Here is a 16,506-nt window from a genome sequence, read left to right as displayed (position 1 = left end):
AGACCGAACCCGAGACGCCCGCCGGTCCGCCGGCGGGCGTTTTGGTTTTCAGGCCCTAGTCCGCCTCGGCGTTGGCCAGGACCGGCGGGCGACGCTCGTCCGGCCCGGCGGCGAGCTGGGCGCGCAGGGTCTCGCGATCCAGGTCGCCCTCCCAGCGGGCGATGACCAGGGTCGCCACCCCGTTGCCCACCAGGTTGGTGAGCGCGCGGCACTCGCTCATGAACCGGTCGACCCCGACCAGCAGGGCCAGCGCCGCGATCGGCAGGTCCGGGATCACCGCCAGGGTGGCGGCGAGCGTGATGAACCCCGCCCCCGTCACGCCGCTCGCGCCCTTCGAGGTCAGCATGGCCACGCCCAGCAGCGTCAGCTCCTGGGTCAGCGTCAGCGGCGTGTTCGTGGCCTGGGCCAGGAACAGGGTCGCGAGCGTCATGTAGATGTTGGTGCCGTCGAGGTTGAAGCTGTAGCCCGTGGGGATCACCAGGCCGACGGTCCCTTTCCCGGCGCCGAGCCGCTGCAGCTTCAGCATCATCTGCGGCAGCACGCTCTCCGACGACGACGTGCCGAGCACGATCAGCAGCTCCTCGCGGATGTAGCGGATGAACTTCAGGATCGAGAACCCAGCCAGGGCCGCGATGGCGCCCAGCACCACCAGGACGAAGATCAGGCTGGTCGCGTAGAAGGTCAGGATCAGGGCGCCGAGATTGATCAGGGCGTCCACGCCGTAGCGGCCGATGGTGAAGGCCATGGCCCCGAAGGCGCCCACCGGCGCGAGCTTCACGATCACACCGATGATCCCGAAGAACAGCTTCGAGACGTCTTCCAGCACGCCCGCCACCCGGTCGCCGAAGTCGCCCATCCGCGTGCAGGCGAAGCCGGTCAGGATGGCGATCACCAGCACCTGCAGCAGATTGCCCTCGGCGAAGGCGCCGAAGAAGGCGTCGGGGATCAGGTGCAGCAGGTAGTCGACCAGGGTGTCGCCGTGCTTGGCCTTCTCCACATAGCCCGCGGCGATGGAGGGATCGAGCGCCGCCGGGTCGACGTTGAAGCCCGCCCCCGGCTGCAGGGTGCGCCCGACGATCAGGCCCACCAACAGGGCGACCGTCGAGACCACCTCGAAGTAGATCAGGGTCTTGGCGCCCAGCCGGCCGAAGGCCTTCATGTCGCCCATGCGGGCGATGCCGGCCGCCACGGTGCAGAAGATCACCGGCGCCACGGCCATCTTGATCAGCTTGATGAAGGCGTCGCCCAGCGGCTTCAGCGAAGCCCCGAACACCGGCCACATGGCCCCCACGGCGATGCCCAGCACCACCGCGATCAACACCTGGACGTAGAGCACGCGCAGGTGACGGAAGATCCCCAAAACGCCCACTCCCCTCATCGGCGTTTTGCACGCCCGCCCGCTTAGGCTATCACGCGCTCCGCGTGGCCCGGTAGCTCAGCCGGATAGAGCAGGGCTTTCCTAAAGCCAAGGTCGGGGGTTCGAGTCCCTCCCGGGCCGCCACGCGCTGTTATCGGGCATTGTTTTCACGTGCCTTTCGGCGATTTTTGTCAAACCAGTTCCTAGGGTTTGACACTCGACGTTCCATCTTCGTGCCGGTCAGCCCTTCACATTTGCGAGTCACTCTCATTTGTGAGCTTCCCGCTCTGTTCCGGTGATGGTTGCAAGAGCCGCTTTGGCGAGCTGTTCCTGATTGGCCGCAGCGGTATAGACCACCACCTCTTTGAGGCTCTTGTGGCCTGTCACCGCCATGATTTGGTGCGGCGATGCGCCGGCCTCAGCGAGCCGCCGGGAGGCCGCTTTCCGGAGCCCGTGAGGCGAGCATTCGTCCGACAGCCCGGCCTCGCGAACGCACTCCCTGAACCAGTTGGTGAAGCCGGCCGGGCTGAACGGCTTCCCGTACGCGGTGACGAGGAAGGTCATGTTGTCGGCCGGCGTCGCGTCGAGCGCCTTCTTCAGCTCGGGATGGATCGGGATCGCTAGGCGCGTGCTCGTCTTCTGCTGACAGACCTGAATCGAACCGTCGCGGACGTGCTGCCGTCCCATCGTCACCACGTCAGATCGGCGCTGCGCCGTGTAGAGGAGCAACGCCATCGCGAGACGAGCGCGGGAGCCGAGCGGCCACTTCTTTTCGAAGGCCGCAATCTCCTCCTCGGTCCAGCTATGGAAACCGTCAGTTCGGTTGCTGACCTTGCGGACGTGGACGGTGGGATCATCGTCGCGCCATCCCCGCTCCACCGCGAAGCGCATGAGCGTCCGCAGCGCCTTCAGAAGGTTGTTCGCGGCGGCCGGGGTCGCCGCCTTCTCGTCTAGCAATGCGCGGATATGCTTGGCCTGCATCTGTGAGACCGGCTTGTCGCCGTGCTTGGCGCGGAAACCTTCGATGACGCCGCGCCGGCTTTGCCGGGTGCTCGCTGAGAGCGTCTTGAAGTCCGCCGATCCATAGTAGGCCACGATGAGCGCAGCGAACGTGCCGGCCTTGGTGCGCTCCTCCCCGACCTGACGTGCTGGCGCGGTCTCGCCGGCCATCGCGGCCTGATACGCACCCATGAAGTCGGGTGTGCCGGGCAGGCCGGGAAGCGGGATGCGTTTGAAGCCAGGGCGGCGGAAGTAATATCGGCGCTTGCCGTGGCGATCTCGGAAGGCCTGAACGTAGCGAAGCTCAACTTTGCTCATTGGAGAGAACCGAGTCCCAAGGGTTGGGTTCTGAGGTGTCGCCGTCATCCGGCAATGCCTCGAAAGCGTGGTCCAACGCCACTCTGTCCCAAACCTTGCGGGAGTCGATTCGCTTGGGGGGCGGCATTCTGCCGTCCGCCACCATCTCATCGAACTTCGTAGGCGACACGTTCACATACTGAGCCGCCATCACGCGGGACAAACCGCGCGGTGGCAGACTCGTAGGGAGAACGTGGGGGTTGGGCATGGCGTCGTCGGTACGGAGAGTCAGAAGGTCCCGTTGAGGCGGACGGGCACTTCCGCGCTTTGAGCAGGGCGCGCCTCGGTGGCGACGCCGATCCGCTTGTCAGTGCCGTCCGTCGTCACAAGGCGGGCGGCGTCATCCCAGAAGACGGGCTCGCCCACTTGGTAGGCGTCGGCGGCAAGCTTCGGCAGGTTGAAGACGCCCACCGTATCGAGATCGACGGGCTCACCTTCAGCAGCGTCCTCATTAGCGACGCCGAAGATCGAACCCACCACAACGCCCTCGCCGGAAGTTACATCGCGGGGAGCCGGGACAGTCAGGGTTTTTCCCCGTTGAACGTAGTTACGCATTCTCAGAGACCTTTCGTGGTCCGGAAGATGATTGTCTTGGGAGCGGTGCTCGTGAGGCCGGCGATCTCGCGGTCACAAGCGGCAATGGCTGCGGCCATCTCGCGGTCAGACGAGAACGTCACCTCCTCGCCGTTCTGATCGCGGAGGCTGCGAACGCCCCGCATCCGAGCGGCCAGGAGGGACTCTCGCCAATCCTGAAGTTGGGCCAGCGTCGCCATTACAGGTCAGCCGCCCCCGGATTGCGGTAAGCGCCGCGCCAATCGACAGCGCCGCAGCCGAAGTCGAGCACCACGCGGAACTCACGGCCAAGCACGTCCCAGCCGTCGCGTGAGGCCATCTGCGGGCCTTGAGCGCTGCTGAGGTAGGCGTACTCAAGAACCGGCAGGATCGCGGGGTCTGCGAAGACGTACCAATCCCCATCGGGGAGGCGCGGCTCAACAGCGAGCGTCAGCTTGCCGGCGAACGGGTTGGTCTCTCCAACAGTCGTCGCTGAAAGCTCCGCGAGCACCTGCTCGGCCTTCGTCTCAAGATCAGCGGCGACGACTAGGTACTTCGGCGCGGCGTTGATTGGGGACTGACCGTCCAGGCCGGTTTGGCGGCGTAGGGCTTGGCGAGCCTCAGACAAGGTGTCCACGCTCGGATCAGCACCAGCGGCGGCGATGTTGCCGTGATCGGCATGGAACAGACGCTTTCCGTCGCCCATGACCGGCCCGGCCCCGTTCGCCTCGCGGAGGAGCTGAACAAGCTGATCAGCCTCCGTCTCCGCAGCCGCGCGGCCCATCATGGCGGCCCAACGGGAGAACGCCCCCAGGTCGTCGTTGATCATGGCCTTGCGGCTGAGGCTGAAGATGCCGCCATAGGTTTCGAGGGCGTACCCTTCGGCCGCCTCGCCCGTGGTGAGCGCTTTGATCTCGCCCGCCTCAGTCACCTTCTTCAGCTTGCCGAACTCGCCAACCCGGATCAGCGAGACCGGGCGGAAGTCGTCAGCCGTGGTCTGCCGCGCGAGCGCCTTCAGCGGCGAAGACGCCGCCTGATAGGCCGGCAGGAGAACGCGGTTGCCCGCGCCTTGCAGCAGAAGCGGGAAGTCGCTGGTCGTATGCATGGCACGCGTCAGCACCTCCTCACGGCTGAGCATCGCCACGCCCGGCTCGCCACGGCGGATCAGCGCCGCGCGGGCCATGTCAGCGAGTCCCATGCTCATGTAGGGCCGGGCCTGATCGCTAGGAGTGCCGCCGTTCATGCGGCAGGCCAGCGCTTCGGCCATCCGGGTATGCACCTCAGCGGGGTCCTCAGCGGACGGGCCGACTCGGTTGGTCGTGATCGGCTGAGCCGAGCGGCGCTGCATCTCCTCGAACGCTGCGGCGCGGGCTTGCTCCACGGTCGCTTCGCGGTCGATGAGACCGTCAGCGAAGGCGGACGTGAGTCCGGCCGTCGTGGCGATGCTCCGGATTTCGGCGTTCACCTGTGCCCGCGTTTGCGTGGGCGGCGGATCGCCGGAAGTCACTTCCGGCGTGGGGTTCTCGACAGTTTCGGGGTCCAAGGCTGCACCTCTGATGATTGCGGCGGGGTCTGCGGGCACAGGCACAAGGGACGCTTCGATTAGCTCCCACGTCGTCGCGGTACGGGTTAGCTCGCCGGTTCGCGGGTCACGGGACTCCGTCCACTTCGACACGCGATAGCCGACGCTCACGCCCGTCACGTCGCCGCGCTCGATGGCGGCAAGAGCTTCCGGGTCGGTGACATAGAGGGTCGCCACGATTTGCCCGGCCTCGTGCCGGACGTTCGCGACGCGTCCCTTGATATCCTTGATGCTGGTCTGACGGTGCGCATCGAGCAGCGGGACTCGCGCGGCAACGCTGACATTTTCAGGACCGATGGCGAGCCGTTCGATGTAGCCGCCACGCCGAACGGGCGCGCCGGTCGTCAGAACAACATCAACCGTCCCGTCCTTGACGTTCAGCGTCTCCGGACGGAGCGCCAGGTTGCGGGTAAGCAGATCAGCGGCGAGGGTTGACATGCAACGCCCTCCTCAGCTTGGGGCGGAGAGCGCCCTTGTTCTCTTTCGCGGACTCCCGGAGTTGCTTGGCGAAGCCGTTCGCGGCCTCATCCCACGTGCATTCCTCCGCGTAGGACCGGAACACCTCGACCGGCTTAGTGTCCTTACCGTCCCACCGGGTGATCACCACCATGAACTCAGGACAGCCGAAGTAGTCGAACGGGTTACGCCGGGGCATTGGCGGCCTCCCGTTCTCCGGTCGGTGTGAAGGCGAGTCCAAGGCCCTCTTCGCGCTCCCGGTCAGCCGCGATCTCCGCGTCCAAGTCCTCAACGGAGTAGCCGCGCGCGGCGACAGCCTGCCGCCGGGACATGAGCCCTGAGCCGATCATGGTAGCCGTCGCCTGAGCGTCTTTGGCGGGATCGATCCACTCCTGAGCCGGCGGTATCCACTCGCAGGCTTGGTGCTCCTCGACGGTCGCGGAGAAGTCACTTCCGTCTAGGCCGCCCGACAGAACAGCGAACAGAACGAAGCGGTCCCAGATCGGCCGCAGCAGTTGCGGAATGACCGTGTGAAACTGAATGGCTTCGTTGCGCTTGCGGAACTCAACAAGCCCGCCGCGCTGACTGCCGTAGTTCGCGCCGCTGAGATCGCCAGTCAGCAGGAACTCAGGGACACCTAGCCCGGCCGCGATCCCGCGTAGCTCAAGCTTGGCGAACTCAACTGTCTGCTGCGCCTGCTGAGGCGTCGAGAACCGAACGTCATAGCCGCCGGGGAGAACCTTCAGCGTGCCCGGCTCAAGCCCCGTCTCGAGGATCGATCCGAGCCCGATCCCCTCGTACGGCGTTCCGCTCGCGGCGGTGCCGTTCTGATCGATCAGGAAGCCGGCGTGCATGGCCGCGACCTTCGCGCCGACGAGCAAGGCGTCCTCAAGCTGGTCCAGCTCTCCCGAGCGGATCAGGATCGGCGCAAGCCACGAGATGCCGCGCACCTGACCGGGGCCAAGCGGCCGGAACAGGTGGAGCATGTCAGCGGCAGGAACGCGAACGGGCGGCCCGTAGCTCTCGTAAACGGAAGTGGGGTCGATAGGCCTAACCCAATAGGCGGTGCGAACGCCGGCCGAGTCGAACTCGACCCCGGCGACGACACGAGCGCCGCCGCCTAGCTCGACGGTGTGGCCCAGATCGATCAGCTCAGCCGGGATAAGGCGCAACCTTAGCCCCGCCTCGGTCGCAATGAGCTGAACGAACGACTCCCCATCGATGATCATGGCCCGCACAGCGGCCGCCTGAAGCCCGTAGAAGTCGGTCAGCCCGTCCGCGTCACAGGACACCGCCCAACGTGCGAAGGCCTTCTGCGCAAGCTTCCTGGCGACCGCGCCAGGGTGCTGTGACGTGGGCGTGATCCCCGCGCCGATGATGTTGCTCACCAGGGCCGCCACGCCATTCGCAATCCAAGCGTTGTTCGCAACCGCCGCTCGTGCCCGGCGGCGAACCGCGTCAGTCGCGCCCAGCGTCTCAGGCCCATAGCTCCCGAACCGCACGTCGCCAGATGCCGTCCAGCGCCGCCCGCTCGCCGCTTCGAAGCGCCGGGTGTTCAGGCGAAACAACTTCGCGATCCCGCGCTGAACGAGGTTCATGGCTCAGCGCTCCTCGACCACGAGGGGCGCGACCAGATCGGACGCCGGGAGAGTCAGCGTCGCCTGAACCTGAAGCTCTTGGTGCTCATAAAAGGCGGCAACCGCTCGCTCCTCCTCGGCGGAAGGCTGCGGGTCTTGAGCGGCATGGAAGCCGCCGCTGATCCCCTTGCGTCCGTGCTGAGAGATCAGCTTGAGACGCAGTGTCCAAATCTCACCTTCGCGGACAGCCGCCGGAAGTTTGTCCAGGTGGCGCTCAGCCGAGTGCGGATCGTCCCAATAGTAGTCTTCCCGGCGTTCTCCGTCGGAGCCTGTCGAGACGCGAACACCACTCGCGCTCGGGGACATACGGTCTGACGCCTCCCGCAGCATCCGCGCGTCAAAGCCCAGGTCGTACAGGATCGAGAGAAGCCGGGCCCGGCACAGCTCCACCTCATCGAACAGGCTGCTGCTAGTCCGCCCGATGCCGCGCCGCTCACCCGCGATCAGGAAACCCTTGGCGTGCAGGTTCCTAAGCTGCTGGTGGAGATAGGCGACGCCTTCGGCATTGCGGCCATCCGCAGCTCCGATCAGCTCAGCCATCTGACGCAAGGTGTAGGTGCGCATTCCGGGTGCTCTCCCTCTGGACGCGATCACCCTAACAAACTTGCGACGACGAATCTAGTTGCAAGTTTCAACTACGCTGCTATGTTTGCTCTGCCGCCGCGTAGGGCACACGCGGTTAAACCTCCTCCGTGATCCCAAAGGCGGAGAAGACTGGTCGTCGTTCGGTACGGGGGACCGGGTGGGCTGATGCTCACCCGGTCTTCGTCATGCGGAGAGCACGGTGGAGCCAGCATCCCGCCTCGCACGCGCACAGGCCATCGCCGCCTACTTCCTCCCGCTCGTGCGAGCACACGGGGTCCCCGCCGGGAACACTCGCCTCGGCGTACAGGCCCGCCGCGTAAGTCTTGAAGGCTGGTGGCTCTGGTATTGGGAGATCGCTGAGCGTGGCGGGACGCGCCGGGTATTCGACGTATGGTCCCGCGACATGCTGAAGCTCGGGAAGGTGCTCAGCCTCGAATGGACTGACGACGAGGCTTGCGTGATCCGGCTTGAGGAAAGCGCCGTCGCAGACATCGCGAGGGAGAACGGGATAACTGCCGCTCTCCCTCGGAACTAACTTCCGTCAGGCCGGCTCAAGCTGCTTTTCAAGCTCTTGAAGGCGAGCGCCGATTTGGTCGGCAAACTGGTAGATATCGGTCAGCTCGTGGATGACGTGCTTAGTCTCATCCTTCGCAACGAAGGTTCCAAAATACTTGGTCGTGAGCCCGTTAAAATGCAGACGAGCGATGCTCTTTCTGTTGTTGTCGTCCAGCAGGATCGCACAATACGATTTCGCATCCCGCATGATTACACGCTTCGGGTTTACCCACTTGGCCGCAATCGCTTGAACGATGTGGAAGCCTGAGACTTCCTCGGCGGTGGTGACGACCTCGGCTTCCTCCTCAGGAGTGGCGGGCTCAGCCTCAGGGATGGGCGAGGCGGCATTGATCGCGTTGGAGAGGCGATCGTTCACGAGATCGCGGACGTAGGTGGCAATCGCCGCCACCAGCATCTTAGTGAAGTTCTCACGAACCTGCGGCGTGATCCGGCCTTCATAAACGCGGCTCGCCATCATCCGCACGAACTCCTCTGAGGGTTCGGCGAACTCCTTTTCCAACTCCTTGCGGAGGAGGCTTTGAAGCTTCAGGAATCCCGCTTCCTGAACAATCTTCTCAATGTCGAAAGCAGACTTCGAGAATTTCTCGATGGTTTTTATGTCAGCGGGTTTCAGTGCGTCCATGCTGAACGTGAAGAACGGCTTGTCGTCCATCTTGTTCGGCGCTTCCACGTCTGAGTAGAATTGGAATACAACGCCGTTCGTGAGGATGGCTAAACGAGCGTCCGTAACGCTAAAGTAGCGAAAAAGCTGGCTGGCATGGTTTAGATTGAGCGCCGTTGAGGCGGGCTTACACTCGATCAGGATTTTGACCTTGCCGCCTTCGCAGATGGCGTAGTCGACCTTCTCACCTTTCTTTGTGCCTACGTCTGCGGTGTATTCAGGCACCACCTCGGAGGGATTGAACACGTCATACCCAAGCGCTTGAATAAACGGCATCACCAGAGCAGTTTTCGCCGCTTCTTCTGTTAGCAACACTTCGCGGTGTTCAGTCGTCCGCTTCTGAAGCTCAGCAAGCCTTGTCGCCAAATCCATGATGGTCCCCCAACGTACAGCTCTGAGGCAGCATGGCCCGGAGAAGCCTCACCGTAAAGTAGCAGGCGGGCGACGTTCGCCGCGCCCCGTCAAACGACAGAGCGATCTTGACAACGTACCTGCGCAGACCACCTATCACCGCCGGGAGCGTCCGGATTCCGAATGCCTGAGTACCGAGTCTATCCGCTGCTTGGCGCGCGGCTGGGAGCACCTGACGTGCTCACGGCCGACGATGACGCGCACGCAATCGTACAGGCCAAGGCGCTCAAGGCTGACGGTAACTTCGAACTTTGGCAGCTAGGACGGCTTGTCGGGCGCTACGAGTTCTCCGGCAAGAAGCCCAAGCCCTAGCGCCCTAGCCAACGAGATCGGATCACGGGGCTTGCGACCGGCGGAAGCACGGTGACGGCGCTCAGCTCCTCCTCCCGCCGATCAAGGCTGACGGTCACGAGGTGGCGCGCGGCGAATGCGTACACGGTGCAGTCCAGCGCTTCCGCGCGGACGCCGGGCTTCCGCTCGAACCGGCGAACAGGCTGACCGCGCACGTACCGTACCACGCGCCGCTCAGAGGCGAGCTGTTCGAACCAGGCGGTCTCAAGCTGACCGCTGAAACGGATGGTCCGCCCGCGTGAGAGGCGGGTCAGGATTTGCGACTTCAATCCGTCTACGCCGACCAGAAATAACTTCCCGCCTTTGGCCTGCGATGCGGTGATCGCCGGACGCGTGCCCGCCACGCCCTTCCCGGCGACGACGCGCCGGCTGAAACGGGGACGGCAGAATGCATAGACCCGCTCGGTCCAGCCGCCGTCGCCCGAGTCGACCACCGCCGCGTCAACCTTCAGCGTCCCGCCCTTGGGATGCGGCCACGTAGTCCGCAGAACGTCGTCAACCTCAGCCCAGGTCGTGTCGTCGCCCGGCGAGCCCCAAACGACGGTGTGTCCCAAGATCAGGGCTTCGTCGCGCGACCATCCGACCAGCGTCAGCTCAACGCGGTCGTCCTGAACGTCCACTCCCGCCGTGATCACCAGCACTTCCGGCGGAATGGCCTCTAGGCTGAACGGCTCAGCGCGGGCCTGTAGCTCGTGCTCATTGGCCTCCTCGGCAGACTCCCGCCAGCCCTGCGCCAGGATCGTATTGACGAAGACCTGTAGCGTGTCGGGGCTAGCCTTAGCGGTCAGGAACTCAGCAGCGAGCTTGCCCCAAGCGGCGTTTGCGTGCGGCGAGACGAGCGCGTTGATCCGAAACCCGGCATGGCCGCGAACCTCAGGACGGGTCGCGCGCCATCGGCCGGCTTCCATCATCGCAGCCTTATGGCGCTCTGAGATCAGCTCCGCGCAATGTGGACAGCGGAACGCCGCCGTCTCAGGCCGATCCGGCTCCCATTCGATGTGCTCCCACGCGATCTCCGTGAACGCACCGCACTCGGGGCACGGGACTTCAAAGACCCGCTGATCGCTTTGCTCGTACGAGCGCAGCACGTTTGACGTTTGCTCGATGGTCGGCGTTGAGCCCATGACGATCTTGCGGTTGGCGAAGCTCAGCGTCCGCCTCTCGGCCAGGACGACGGGGCTCCCCTCGGGGCCGGGCTCCATGCCGTCAGCCTCATCGATCAGAAGGACGCGGACGTTGTGACGCCTCAGGTTGCGAGGAGCCTTGGCCGCGATGACCTTCAGCGAGCCGCCGGGGAAGCGCCGAGACAGCAGGGTATTGCGCCCCGCCTCCTCATTGTCGGCAGACAGCAGCCCACGAAGCGCGGGGGTCGCCGCGAAGATCGGCTCAAGATCGCTGACCACATAGTCGCGACAGTCGGCTTCGGTCGGCAGTAGCAGCAGGATCGGAGAGGGTTCGTTCGCGACGAAGCTCCCCACCGTCGCTGTCAGCAGCGTCGAAAGGCCCACGCGCACGCTCTTAACGAGGGTGACGCGCTCGATCTCTGCGTCAGAGATCGCGTCCGCGATTCCCCGCTGAAACGCCCAAAGACGCACCTCGCCGGGCAGCGCCGACACGTCCTCAGGAAGGCGAAGGTGCGTCTCGATCCACTCCGACAGAGAGAGCCGTGGCGGCGGCGTGAGGGACGCTAGGGCGCGAACGCGAGTGCGCCACGTGACGGGACTAAAGCTCGTCATCGGCAAGCTCCGTCAGCGAGCGCCGAATCTCGTCATCGAAGATTCTGAGATCGTGGGGAGTGAGGTGCGGAAGGCGTTGGTGGGCACGGGCCGGCGTCGCCAGCATCCGAGAGCGCACCGCCCGGCAAATGGAGGCCCACATACGCTCGACCTCGGCGGCTGGGATCAGCTCGCCGCGCGCGACGGCGTTCTTCATCGCCAGTGCGTCGGCTTGCTCCCGCGCCACGCGCTCCCGCTGAACGGTCAGGGCCGATCCTGCGCCAGTGCCGTCCCGGCGGGCGGCGATCTCCCGCAGATGGTGAGCGTAAGCGCGGATCGACTCCTTGAGCGGATAGAGACTCCCACGCGTCCGGCTGATCACCCCTTTTTCGGCAAGAGCGCGCACAGCTCGCTCGGAAATCCCGAAGGCGTCGGCCAGTACGACGGCGCGGACCAGCTTCTCCGGTTCCAGTAGTTGAGAATCGGAAGGCCTCACGGATTCACCTCATCCGGTGAAAAGCTGCGGCTCAGCGCCCCCGCAGTCGGCCGCCTGACGGAAGGACCCGAAGTGACTTCGCGCGGAGCATCGCGACGAGGGACAACGGGGACACCCCTAAAGGGGTGTGTCCCTTTGCGTCCCCATCGCTCAGCGGTTTGCTGGGAGGGACAGAAAGGGACATGTCCCCGCCTTGTCCCCTCGTGTCCCTGTGTCCCGGTCATTCCGCGTCCTCCTCGGTGTAGTCAGGCCACTCGACCCCGCTGTCCCCCGCTTCCGAAATCCACGCCCAACCGTCTTTCACGCTCACGACGCCTTTCGCGATCAAGGCGTCCGCAGCACGCTTCACCGCCTTTTTGCGGGCCTCGTATGTGCCGCCTGCGCAGACCCGCTCGTTCCGGCATTCCTTGCGCCACTCGGCTTCCATGACCGCACGCTCCCCATTGGGGCGGACGGTCGCCTTCAGCCCGATCTCCTCTCGCAGCACGTCGAGCGCTTCGGTCTCGTGAGCGGTGAGCTTGGGATGCTCGCGGGCTAGGCCGGGTCGCAGCGCGTCCACCAGGGCGGCAGTGATCGCGTCGCCGTCTTCGTCCTCACCCAAGACACAGGACTCGATCCGGAATGCGATATCGATCGTGGGCGGGCCATTCCGGTTCTTGGTCAGGCGGCCTCGGACGATCCCCTCTGTGTCCGCAGCCTCAACTTGGAGCGCCACGTCCAGTGCACCGTTGAGCACGCTGTGACCGCGAGGCGTCGTCCCTTCAGCCTTGGTCCCGTGGTGGATGAGCACCACCGCCGCGCCGTGCTCCGTCAGCTCCCGCGCCACGCTGACGACGCGGGCCATGCTGTCGGATTGGTTCTCCTCAAGGCCGGGAAAGGCGGCGGCGAGGGTATCGATGACGATCAGCGCCGGCTTCCGCTCAGCCACCGCCGCCCGCAGCTCGTCTAGGTCGCCGCTGTCCTCGCTATGGAGATCGGAGACGCCTTGCACCACGAGGAAGCCGGGCGCGTCGCCGTGGCTCAGAGATAGCGCCTGAACCCGCTTGGCGAGCCCGTGGCCGTCTTCTGCCGCGACGTAGAAGACGCCGCCCTGGCGCGTTCTGAGAGCAAAGGCGGGCTCCCCCTGAGCGACCATGTACCCCAGGAACGGAGCGACGGTGGACTTCCCCGCGCCGGGCGGGCCGAAGATGCAGGCCACGTCACGAGGCGCGAGCAAGCCCTTGATGATGTAGCCGCGCGACGGCGCAGCGGCGCACTCCTCAGGCGTCAGGAAGGTGAGCCGGCCGGACGACTTGACGAGGGAGAGGCCGCGCCAGCCTTGCGCTTTCGCTTCCCGATAGATCGTGCCCGCGCCGACGCCGCCCGGCCGGTCTCGGCTGAAGCTCTCCCACTTCTCCGCGATCTCGTCAGGGTCATAATGGTCGCTGCGCCGGGAGAACTCGTCCCAAAGCTCGCGCCCCTCATCGTCCCCGTGCGTCGCCGCGTGCAGTGCCATCCCGACGCGGAGCCACGGCTGGTATCTGTCCAGCCATTCGCCGCTGATCGCTTCAAGGGCGCTCCTCAGCTTCTCAGGGTCTTCGGCGCTATGGTCATTCGCAATATCGCCGGGCTCGTGCTCCGTCGTGGCGCTGGGCGGTCCAACCTCGGGAAGCTCGGCGGCTTGATCGATGTAGCGCCCGTCAACTAGCTCGACGGTGTGAGCCGGATTGTAGCCGACGCTGCCATAGTAATAGGCCTGTGAGAGGGTGAAGGACTCCAGCGCCAGTTCACCGCCGAAGACGCCGTTGAGCCGGGCTACCAGCTTGCGGCGTTCGGCCGGCGGAAGTGACTTCGAAGCGGGACAGAGAACCCGCCACCGTGGCGCGTCAGCCGTGTGGCTCGGGCTCGTGTAGACCAGGGCCGCGAGGTTCGCCTTCCGCAGCTTGCGGATGGCCTGTGCGACCGTGATCCGCTCGCCGTCGTAGTCCGCTTCAATCCCGTCGATGGTGCGGACGTTACGGTCGCTGCGGAGGCTTCCTTTTGGCGTTGCGGTGTCCCCGAAGGTCGCCAGCTTAAGCCACGGAAGGCGCTCTTTCCGGTCGGCAGTCCGTGCTTTGATCTTGGGCGCGAGGTTCCGCAGGCTGACACGGAATTTCCGTTTCTCGCGGGCGGCGCGGCTCGTGAAGCGGGTCAGGCCAAGGGGCCGGTCCAGCGGAGAAGGGTTTGACAGTCCGTCTAGAAGCTCTTTGGATTCAATGAGCGGTTCGGAGGGGGTTTGACACTCTAAGTCTGCGGATTCTTCAGGGTTTCCGCACTCCCTCCCGGGCCGCCACGCGGGTATCGAGACCACTTAAGCCTGGCCACGAAGCCAGTTAAGGGGCGCTTCCAGCCATTGCGGACGAACGGAGGGCTCAGCTCCCGATCGCGGGGCGCCCAATATTCAACCCCTGGCCAAGGCGCTGGCTGCCTTGCCGTCATACCGACCGCTGAAGCTAGCCTTCAGGTGGGCCATGATGGTTCCGACGTTGGCGTCGGGGTTGTTGGCCCGGAAATCATTGATGGCCTCGCGCAATTCCGAGTCCGTCATCTGCTGTGGGCCATACGAGGAAAGGATCGCCAGTTCGGTTTCAGCGCCCTTGGTGCGCTGATCGACCTTCGACACATCGCTACCGGCTTCGATCAGACGCGCGCGCTCGCTCGCGAGGTTCTCCAGCGTCAGTTTCGTATTCTTCAGGAACTTCGCGAGGGTTGCGGCGACCTTTTCATCAGTGACTTCCGTCACGCCGCGCTTGAACTCTTCGGTCGTGATCTGCGTCGCTTCGCCGATCAATGTGGTGAGCAGGTCAGCCTTCAGACGGTCGTTCAACTTACGGGCCGCCAGTTGGTCAGCTCTGAGCTCGTCGAGCAAAGCCATGTCGCCGTCCTTTCAATTCACGCCGCTCGGCAGTTCAGTAGTGGGGGACCGCCGTTCGAGCGGGATCGCGCCGTAGGATCACCGTAACAGGCGCCAGCACTATCCGATGTGCGCAATCCGTCAGTCATGCGCCAATCGCGGACGTTGGCTCCTTGCTCAGGAGCGGACGGCAAGGCTGGGGCCATGGAGCAGGCGTTCTCGTCGCGTTCGGGGCATGGCGGCGGCGCCTCCTCATTTGACGCACAGCTCGCCCCTTAGCGCACTCGGCGCGTTACCTCCCGGACCCTGGTCCCTGGAGGCGCCTATGAGCGCGGCCAAGCTGTTTACCTCCTGCGAAGTCGGCGCGCTGAAGCTGTCCAACCGGATCGTCATCGCACCGATGTGCCAGTACTCGGCCGTCGAGGGCTGCATGACCGACTGGCACCTGATCCACCTGGGTCAGCTCGCCCTTTCCGGCGCAGGCCTGCTGACCATTGAGGCGACCGCCGTCACGCCCGCGGGGCGGATCACCTATGGCGACGTCGGCCTCTATTCGGACGACTGCGAACGGGCGATGGGCCGGGTGCTGGAAGGCGTCCGGCGGTGGTCGCCCATGCCTGTGGCGATCCAGCTGGCGCACGCGGGCCGAAAGGCTTCGACCGAGGTTCCCTGGAAGGGCGGCGGCCAGATTCCGCCCGACGCGGCAGGCGGCTGGTGGACAGAGGCGCCCTCTCCCCTGCCCTTCGCGCCGGGAGAGGAGGCGCCCATCGCCCTCGACCGCGATGGCCTGGTGCGCGTGCGCGAGGCGTTCGTGGCGGCGGCGGGCCGGGCGGCCAGGCTCGGGCTCGACGCGATCCAGCTGCACGGCGCGCACGGATACCTGCTGCATCAGTTCCTCTCGCCCCTCTCGAACCGACGCGACGACGCCTACGGCGGCTCGCTCGACAACCGCATGCGCTTCCCCCTCGAAGTCTTCGACGCCGTGCGGCAGGCCTTTCCCCCGAGCCGACCGGTGACCATGCGCGTGTCTGCGACGGACTGGGCGCCCGGCGGTTGGGACATCGCGCAGACGGTCGTTTTCGCGCAGATGCTCGAGGCGCGGGGCTGCGCCGCCGTCCATGTCTCCAGCGGCGGGCTGACGCCGGACGCGAAGATCCCTGTGGGGCCGAGTTACCAGATCCCTCTGGCGCGCGCCGTCAAGCAAGCCGCCAGCCTTCCGGTGATCGGCGTCGGCCTGATCACTGGGTTCGAGCAGGCGGAAGCGATCGTCGGAACGGGCGACGCCGACCTCGTGGCTCTCGCGAGGGCCATCCTCTACGACCCGCGCTGGCCATGGCACGCGGCGGCGCACTTCGGGGCGAACGTGCGAGGACCAGACCAGTATCTGCGTTCGCAGCCGCGACAGCACCCCGACCTTTTCGCCATGCGGGCCGACGACTGACGCACGCGGCCCGCCGCGGATCAGTGAGTGGCCTTCATCCGATCTCCCTGCGCCCCGGGGGCGCCCTTAGGGATCTTACGAACGACGCGGCGGGCGTTGGGTCAGATGATCGCGCCTGATGGTGGGAGCTGAGTGGCTCAATCGGTGGGCGTAGCGGGTCAGGAACCGCCGGTCCGCCGGCGCGTCTCGGACGCGCCGCGCCGCCCCCTCGGCGCGCTGACGCAGAGAGTCCCCCTTGGCCTCCCCCTCGAGCGTGATCCAGCCGGCCATTACCGTGACGGTGAGGTTCTCGCCCGAGTAGGGGCTGCGAATTTGTTCCGAGTATTCGTCCTTAGGGATGCTCCGGAATGGCGCCGGAGGCCTAGGAGCCCAGGATCGCCCCGTACGGAGATCCAACATCGGTCGCCAGGTGCTGCTGCTCAGCAAGGACCTGCTTCGCGTCGCCAACGGCGCCGATG

The 16,506-nt window shown here is 65.4% G+C and carries 15 protein-coding genes and 1 tRNA gene; 3 read left to right on the top strand and 13 right to left on the bottom strand.

Annotated elements, in window-relative coordinates; all coding sequences use genetic code 11:
- Positions 1-55 precede the first annotated feature (55 nt).
- A complete protein-coding gene (locus tag ACE3Q8_RS14815; RefSeq protein ID WP_374471073.1) occupies positions 56-1,342 on the bottom strand; it encodes a dicarboxylate/amino acid:cation symporter in 1,287 nt (428 codons plus the stop codon).
- Between the two features lie 82 nt (positions 1,343-1,424).
- Here ACE3Q8_RS14815 and ACE3Q8_RS14810 point away from each other — a divergent pair.
- Positions 1,425-1,501 (top strand) — tRNA-Arg (locus tag ACE3Q8_RS14810).
- Positions 1,502-1,624: 123 nt separating this feature from the next.
- Here the strand turns inward: ACE3Q8_RS14810 and ACE3Q8_RS14805 are convergent.
- The 8 genes from ACE3Q8_RS14805 to ACE3Q8_RS14770 form a co-directional block, all read right to left on the bottom strand.
- On the bottom strand, positions 1,625-2,674 hold the full coding sequence (locus ACE3Q8_RS14805; protein ID WP_374471054.1) for a tyrosine-type recombinase/integrase: 1,050 nt from the start codon (positions 2,672-2,674) through the stop codon (positions 1,625-1,627).
- Positions 2,675-2,941: 267 nt separating this feature from the next.
- Positions 2,942-3,268: a DUF2190 family protein gene (locus ACE3Q8_RS14800; RefSeq protein ID WP_374471053.1), complete on the bottom strand. Its 327-nt coding sequence runs from the start codon at positions 3,266-3,268 to the stop codon at positions 2,942-2,944.
- A gap of 2 nt (positions 3,269-3,270) precedes the next feature.
- Positions 3,271-3,486 carry a phage head-tail joining protein gene (locus tag ACE3Q8_RS14795; protein WP_374471052.1) on the bottom strand — a complete coding sequence of 72 codons (216 nt, stop codon included), beginning with the start codon at positions 3,484-3,486 and terminating at the stop codon, positions 3,271-3,273.
- Complete coding sequence (locus ACE3Q8_RS14790; RefSeq protein WP_374471051.1) at positions 3,486-5,285, bottom strand: prohead protease/major capsid protein fusion protein; 1,800 nt, start codon at positions 5,283-5,285, stop codon at positions 3,486-3,488. The genes ACE3Q8_RS14795 and ACE3Q8_RS14790 overlap by 1 nt, the downstream gene beginning before the upstream one ends.
- Entirely contained in the window at positions 5,266-5,502 is a 237-nt protein-coding gene (locus tag ACE3Q8_RS14785; RefSeq protein WP_374471050.1) for a hypothetical protein, read from the bottom strand. Before ACE3Q8_RS14785 ends, ACE3Q8_RS14790 begins: the two co-directional genes overlap by 20 nt.
- The gene (locus ACE3Q8_RS14780) at positions 5,489-6,901 is read right to left on the bottom strand and encodes a phage portal protein (RefSeq protein WP_374471049.1); all 1,413 of its coding nucleotides are present in this window, start codon (positions 6,899-6,901) and stop codon (positions 5,489-5,491) included. The genes ACE3Q8_RS14785 and ACE3Q8_RS14780 overlap by 14 nt, the downstream gene beginning before the upstream one ends.
- Before the next feature lie 3 nt (positions 6,902-6,904).
- Complete coding sequence (locus tag ACE3Q8_RS14775) at positions 6,905-7,504, bottom strand: hypothetical protein (protein ID WP_374471048.1); 600 nt, start codon at positions 7,502-7,504, stop codon at positions 6,905-6,907.
- A gap of 562 nt (positions 7,505-8,066) precedes the next feature.
- Positions 8,067-9,134: a type I restriction endonuclease gene (locus tag ACE3Q8_RS14770; RefSeq protein WP_374471047.1), complete on the bottom strand. Its 1,068-nt coding sequence runs from the start codon at positions 9,132-9,134 to the stop codon at positions 8,067-8,069.
- 162 nt (positions 9,135-9,296) lie between these two features.
- On the opposite strand from ACE3Q8_RS14770, the gene ACE3Q8_RS14765 reads away from it, so the two are divergent.
- Positions 9,297-9,485 carry a hypothetical protein gene (locus ACE3Q8_RS14765; protein ID WP_374471046.1) on the top strand — a complete coding sequence of 63 codons (189 nt, stop codon included), beginning with the start codon at positions 9,297-9,299 and terminating at the stop codon, positions 9,483-9,485.
- Here the strand turns inward: ACE3Q8_RS14765 and ACE3Q8_RS14760 are convergent.
- From ACE3Q8_RS14760 to ACE3Q8_RS14745, 4 genes are all read right to left on the bottom strand, one after another.
- A complete protein-coding gene (locus ACE3Q8_RS14760) occupies positions 9,482-11,140 on the bottom strand; it encodes a phage terminase large subunit family protein (protein WP_374471045.1) in 1,659 nt (552 codons plus the stop codon). The two genes, ACE3Q8_RS14765 and ACE3Q8_RS14760, sit on opposite strands and share 4 nt — an antisense overlap.
- 106 nt (positions 11,141-11,246) lie before the next feature.
- A complete protein-coding gene (locus ACE3Q8_RS14755; protein WP_374471044.1) occupies positions 11,247-11,735 on the bottom strand; it encodes a hypothetical protein in 489 nt (162 codons plus the stop codon).
- Positions 11,736-11,955: 220 nt separating this feature from the next.
- On the bottom strand, positions 11,956-14,064 hold the full coding sequence (locus tag ACE3Q8_RS14750; RefSeq protein WP_374471043.1) for an AAA family ATPase: 2,109 nt from the start codon (positions 14,062-14,064) through the stop codon (positions 11,956-11,958).
- A gap of 90 nt (positions 14,065-14,154) precedes the next feature.
- Positions 14,155-14,628 carry a GatB/YqeY domain-containing protein gene (locus ACE3Q8_RS14745; protein WP_374471042.1) on the bottom strand — a complete coding sequence of 158 codons (474 nt, stop codon included), beginning with the start codon at positions 14,626-14,628 and terminating at the stop codon, positions 14,155-14,157.
- A gap of 304 nt (positions 14,629-14,932) precedes the next feature.
- Between ACE3Q8_RS14745 and ACE3Q8_RS14740 the strand changes: the two genes are divergently transcribed.
- A complete protein-coding gene (locus ACE3Q8_RS14740; protein ID WP_374471041.1) occupies positions 14,933-16,048 on the top strand; it encodes an NADH:flavin oxidoreductase/NADH oxidase in 1,116 nt (371 codons plus the stop codon).
- Positions 16,049-16,506 lie beyond the last annotated feature (458 nt).

The organism is Phenylobacterium sp. (assembly GCF_041913825.1).
Taxonomy (GTDB): domain Bacteria; phylum Pseudomonadota; class Alphaproteobacteria; order Caulobacterales; family Caulobacteraceae; genus Phenylobacterium.
Note: the sequence above shows the minus strand (reverse complement) of the source record. Positions and strands in the feature narration are given on the sequence as shown.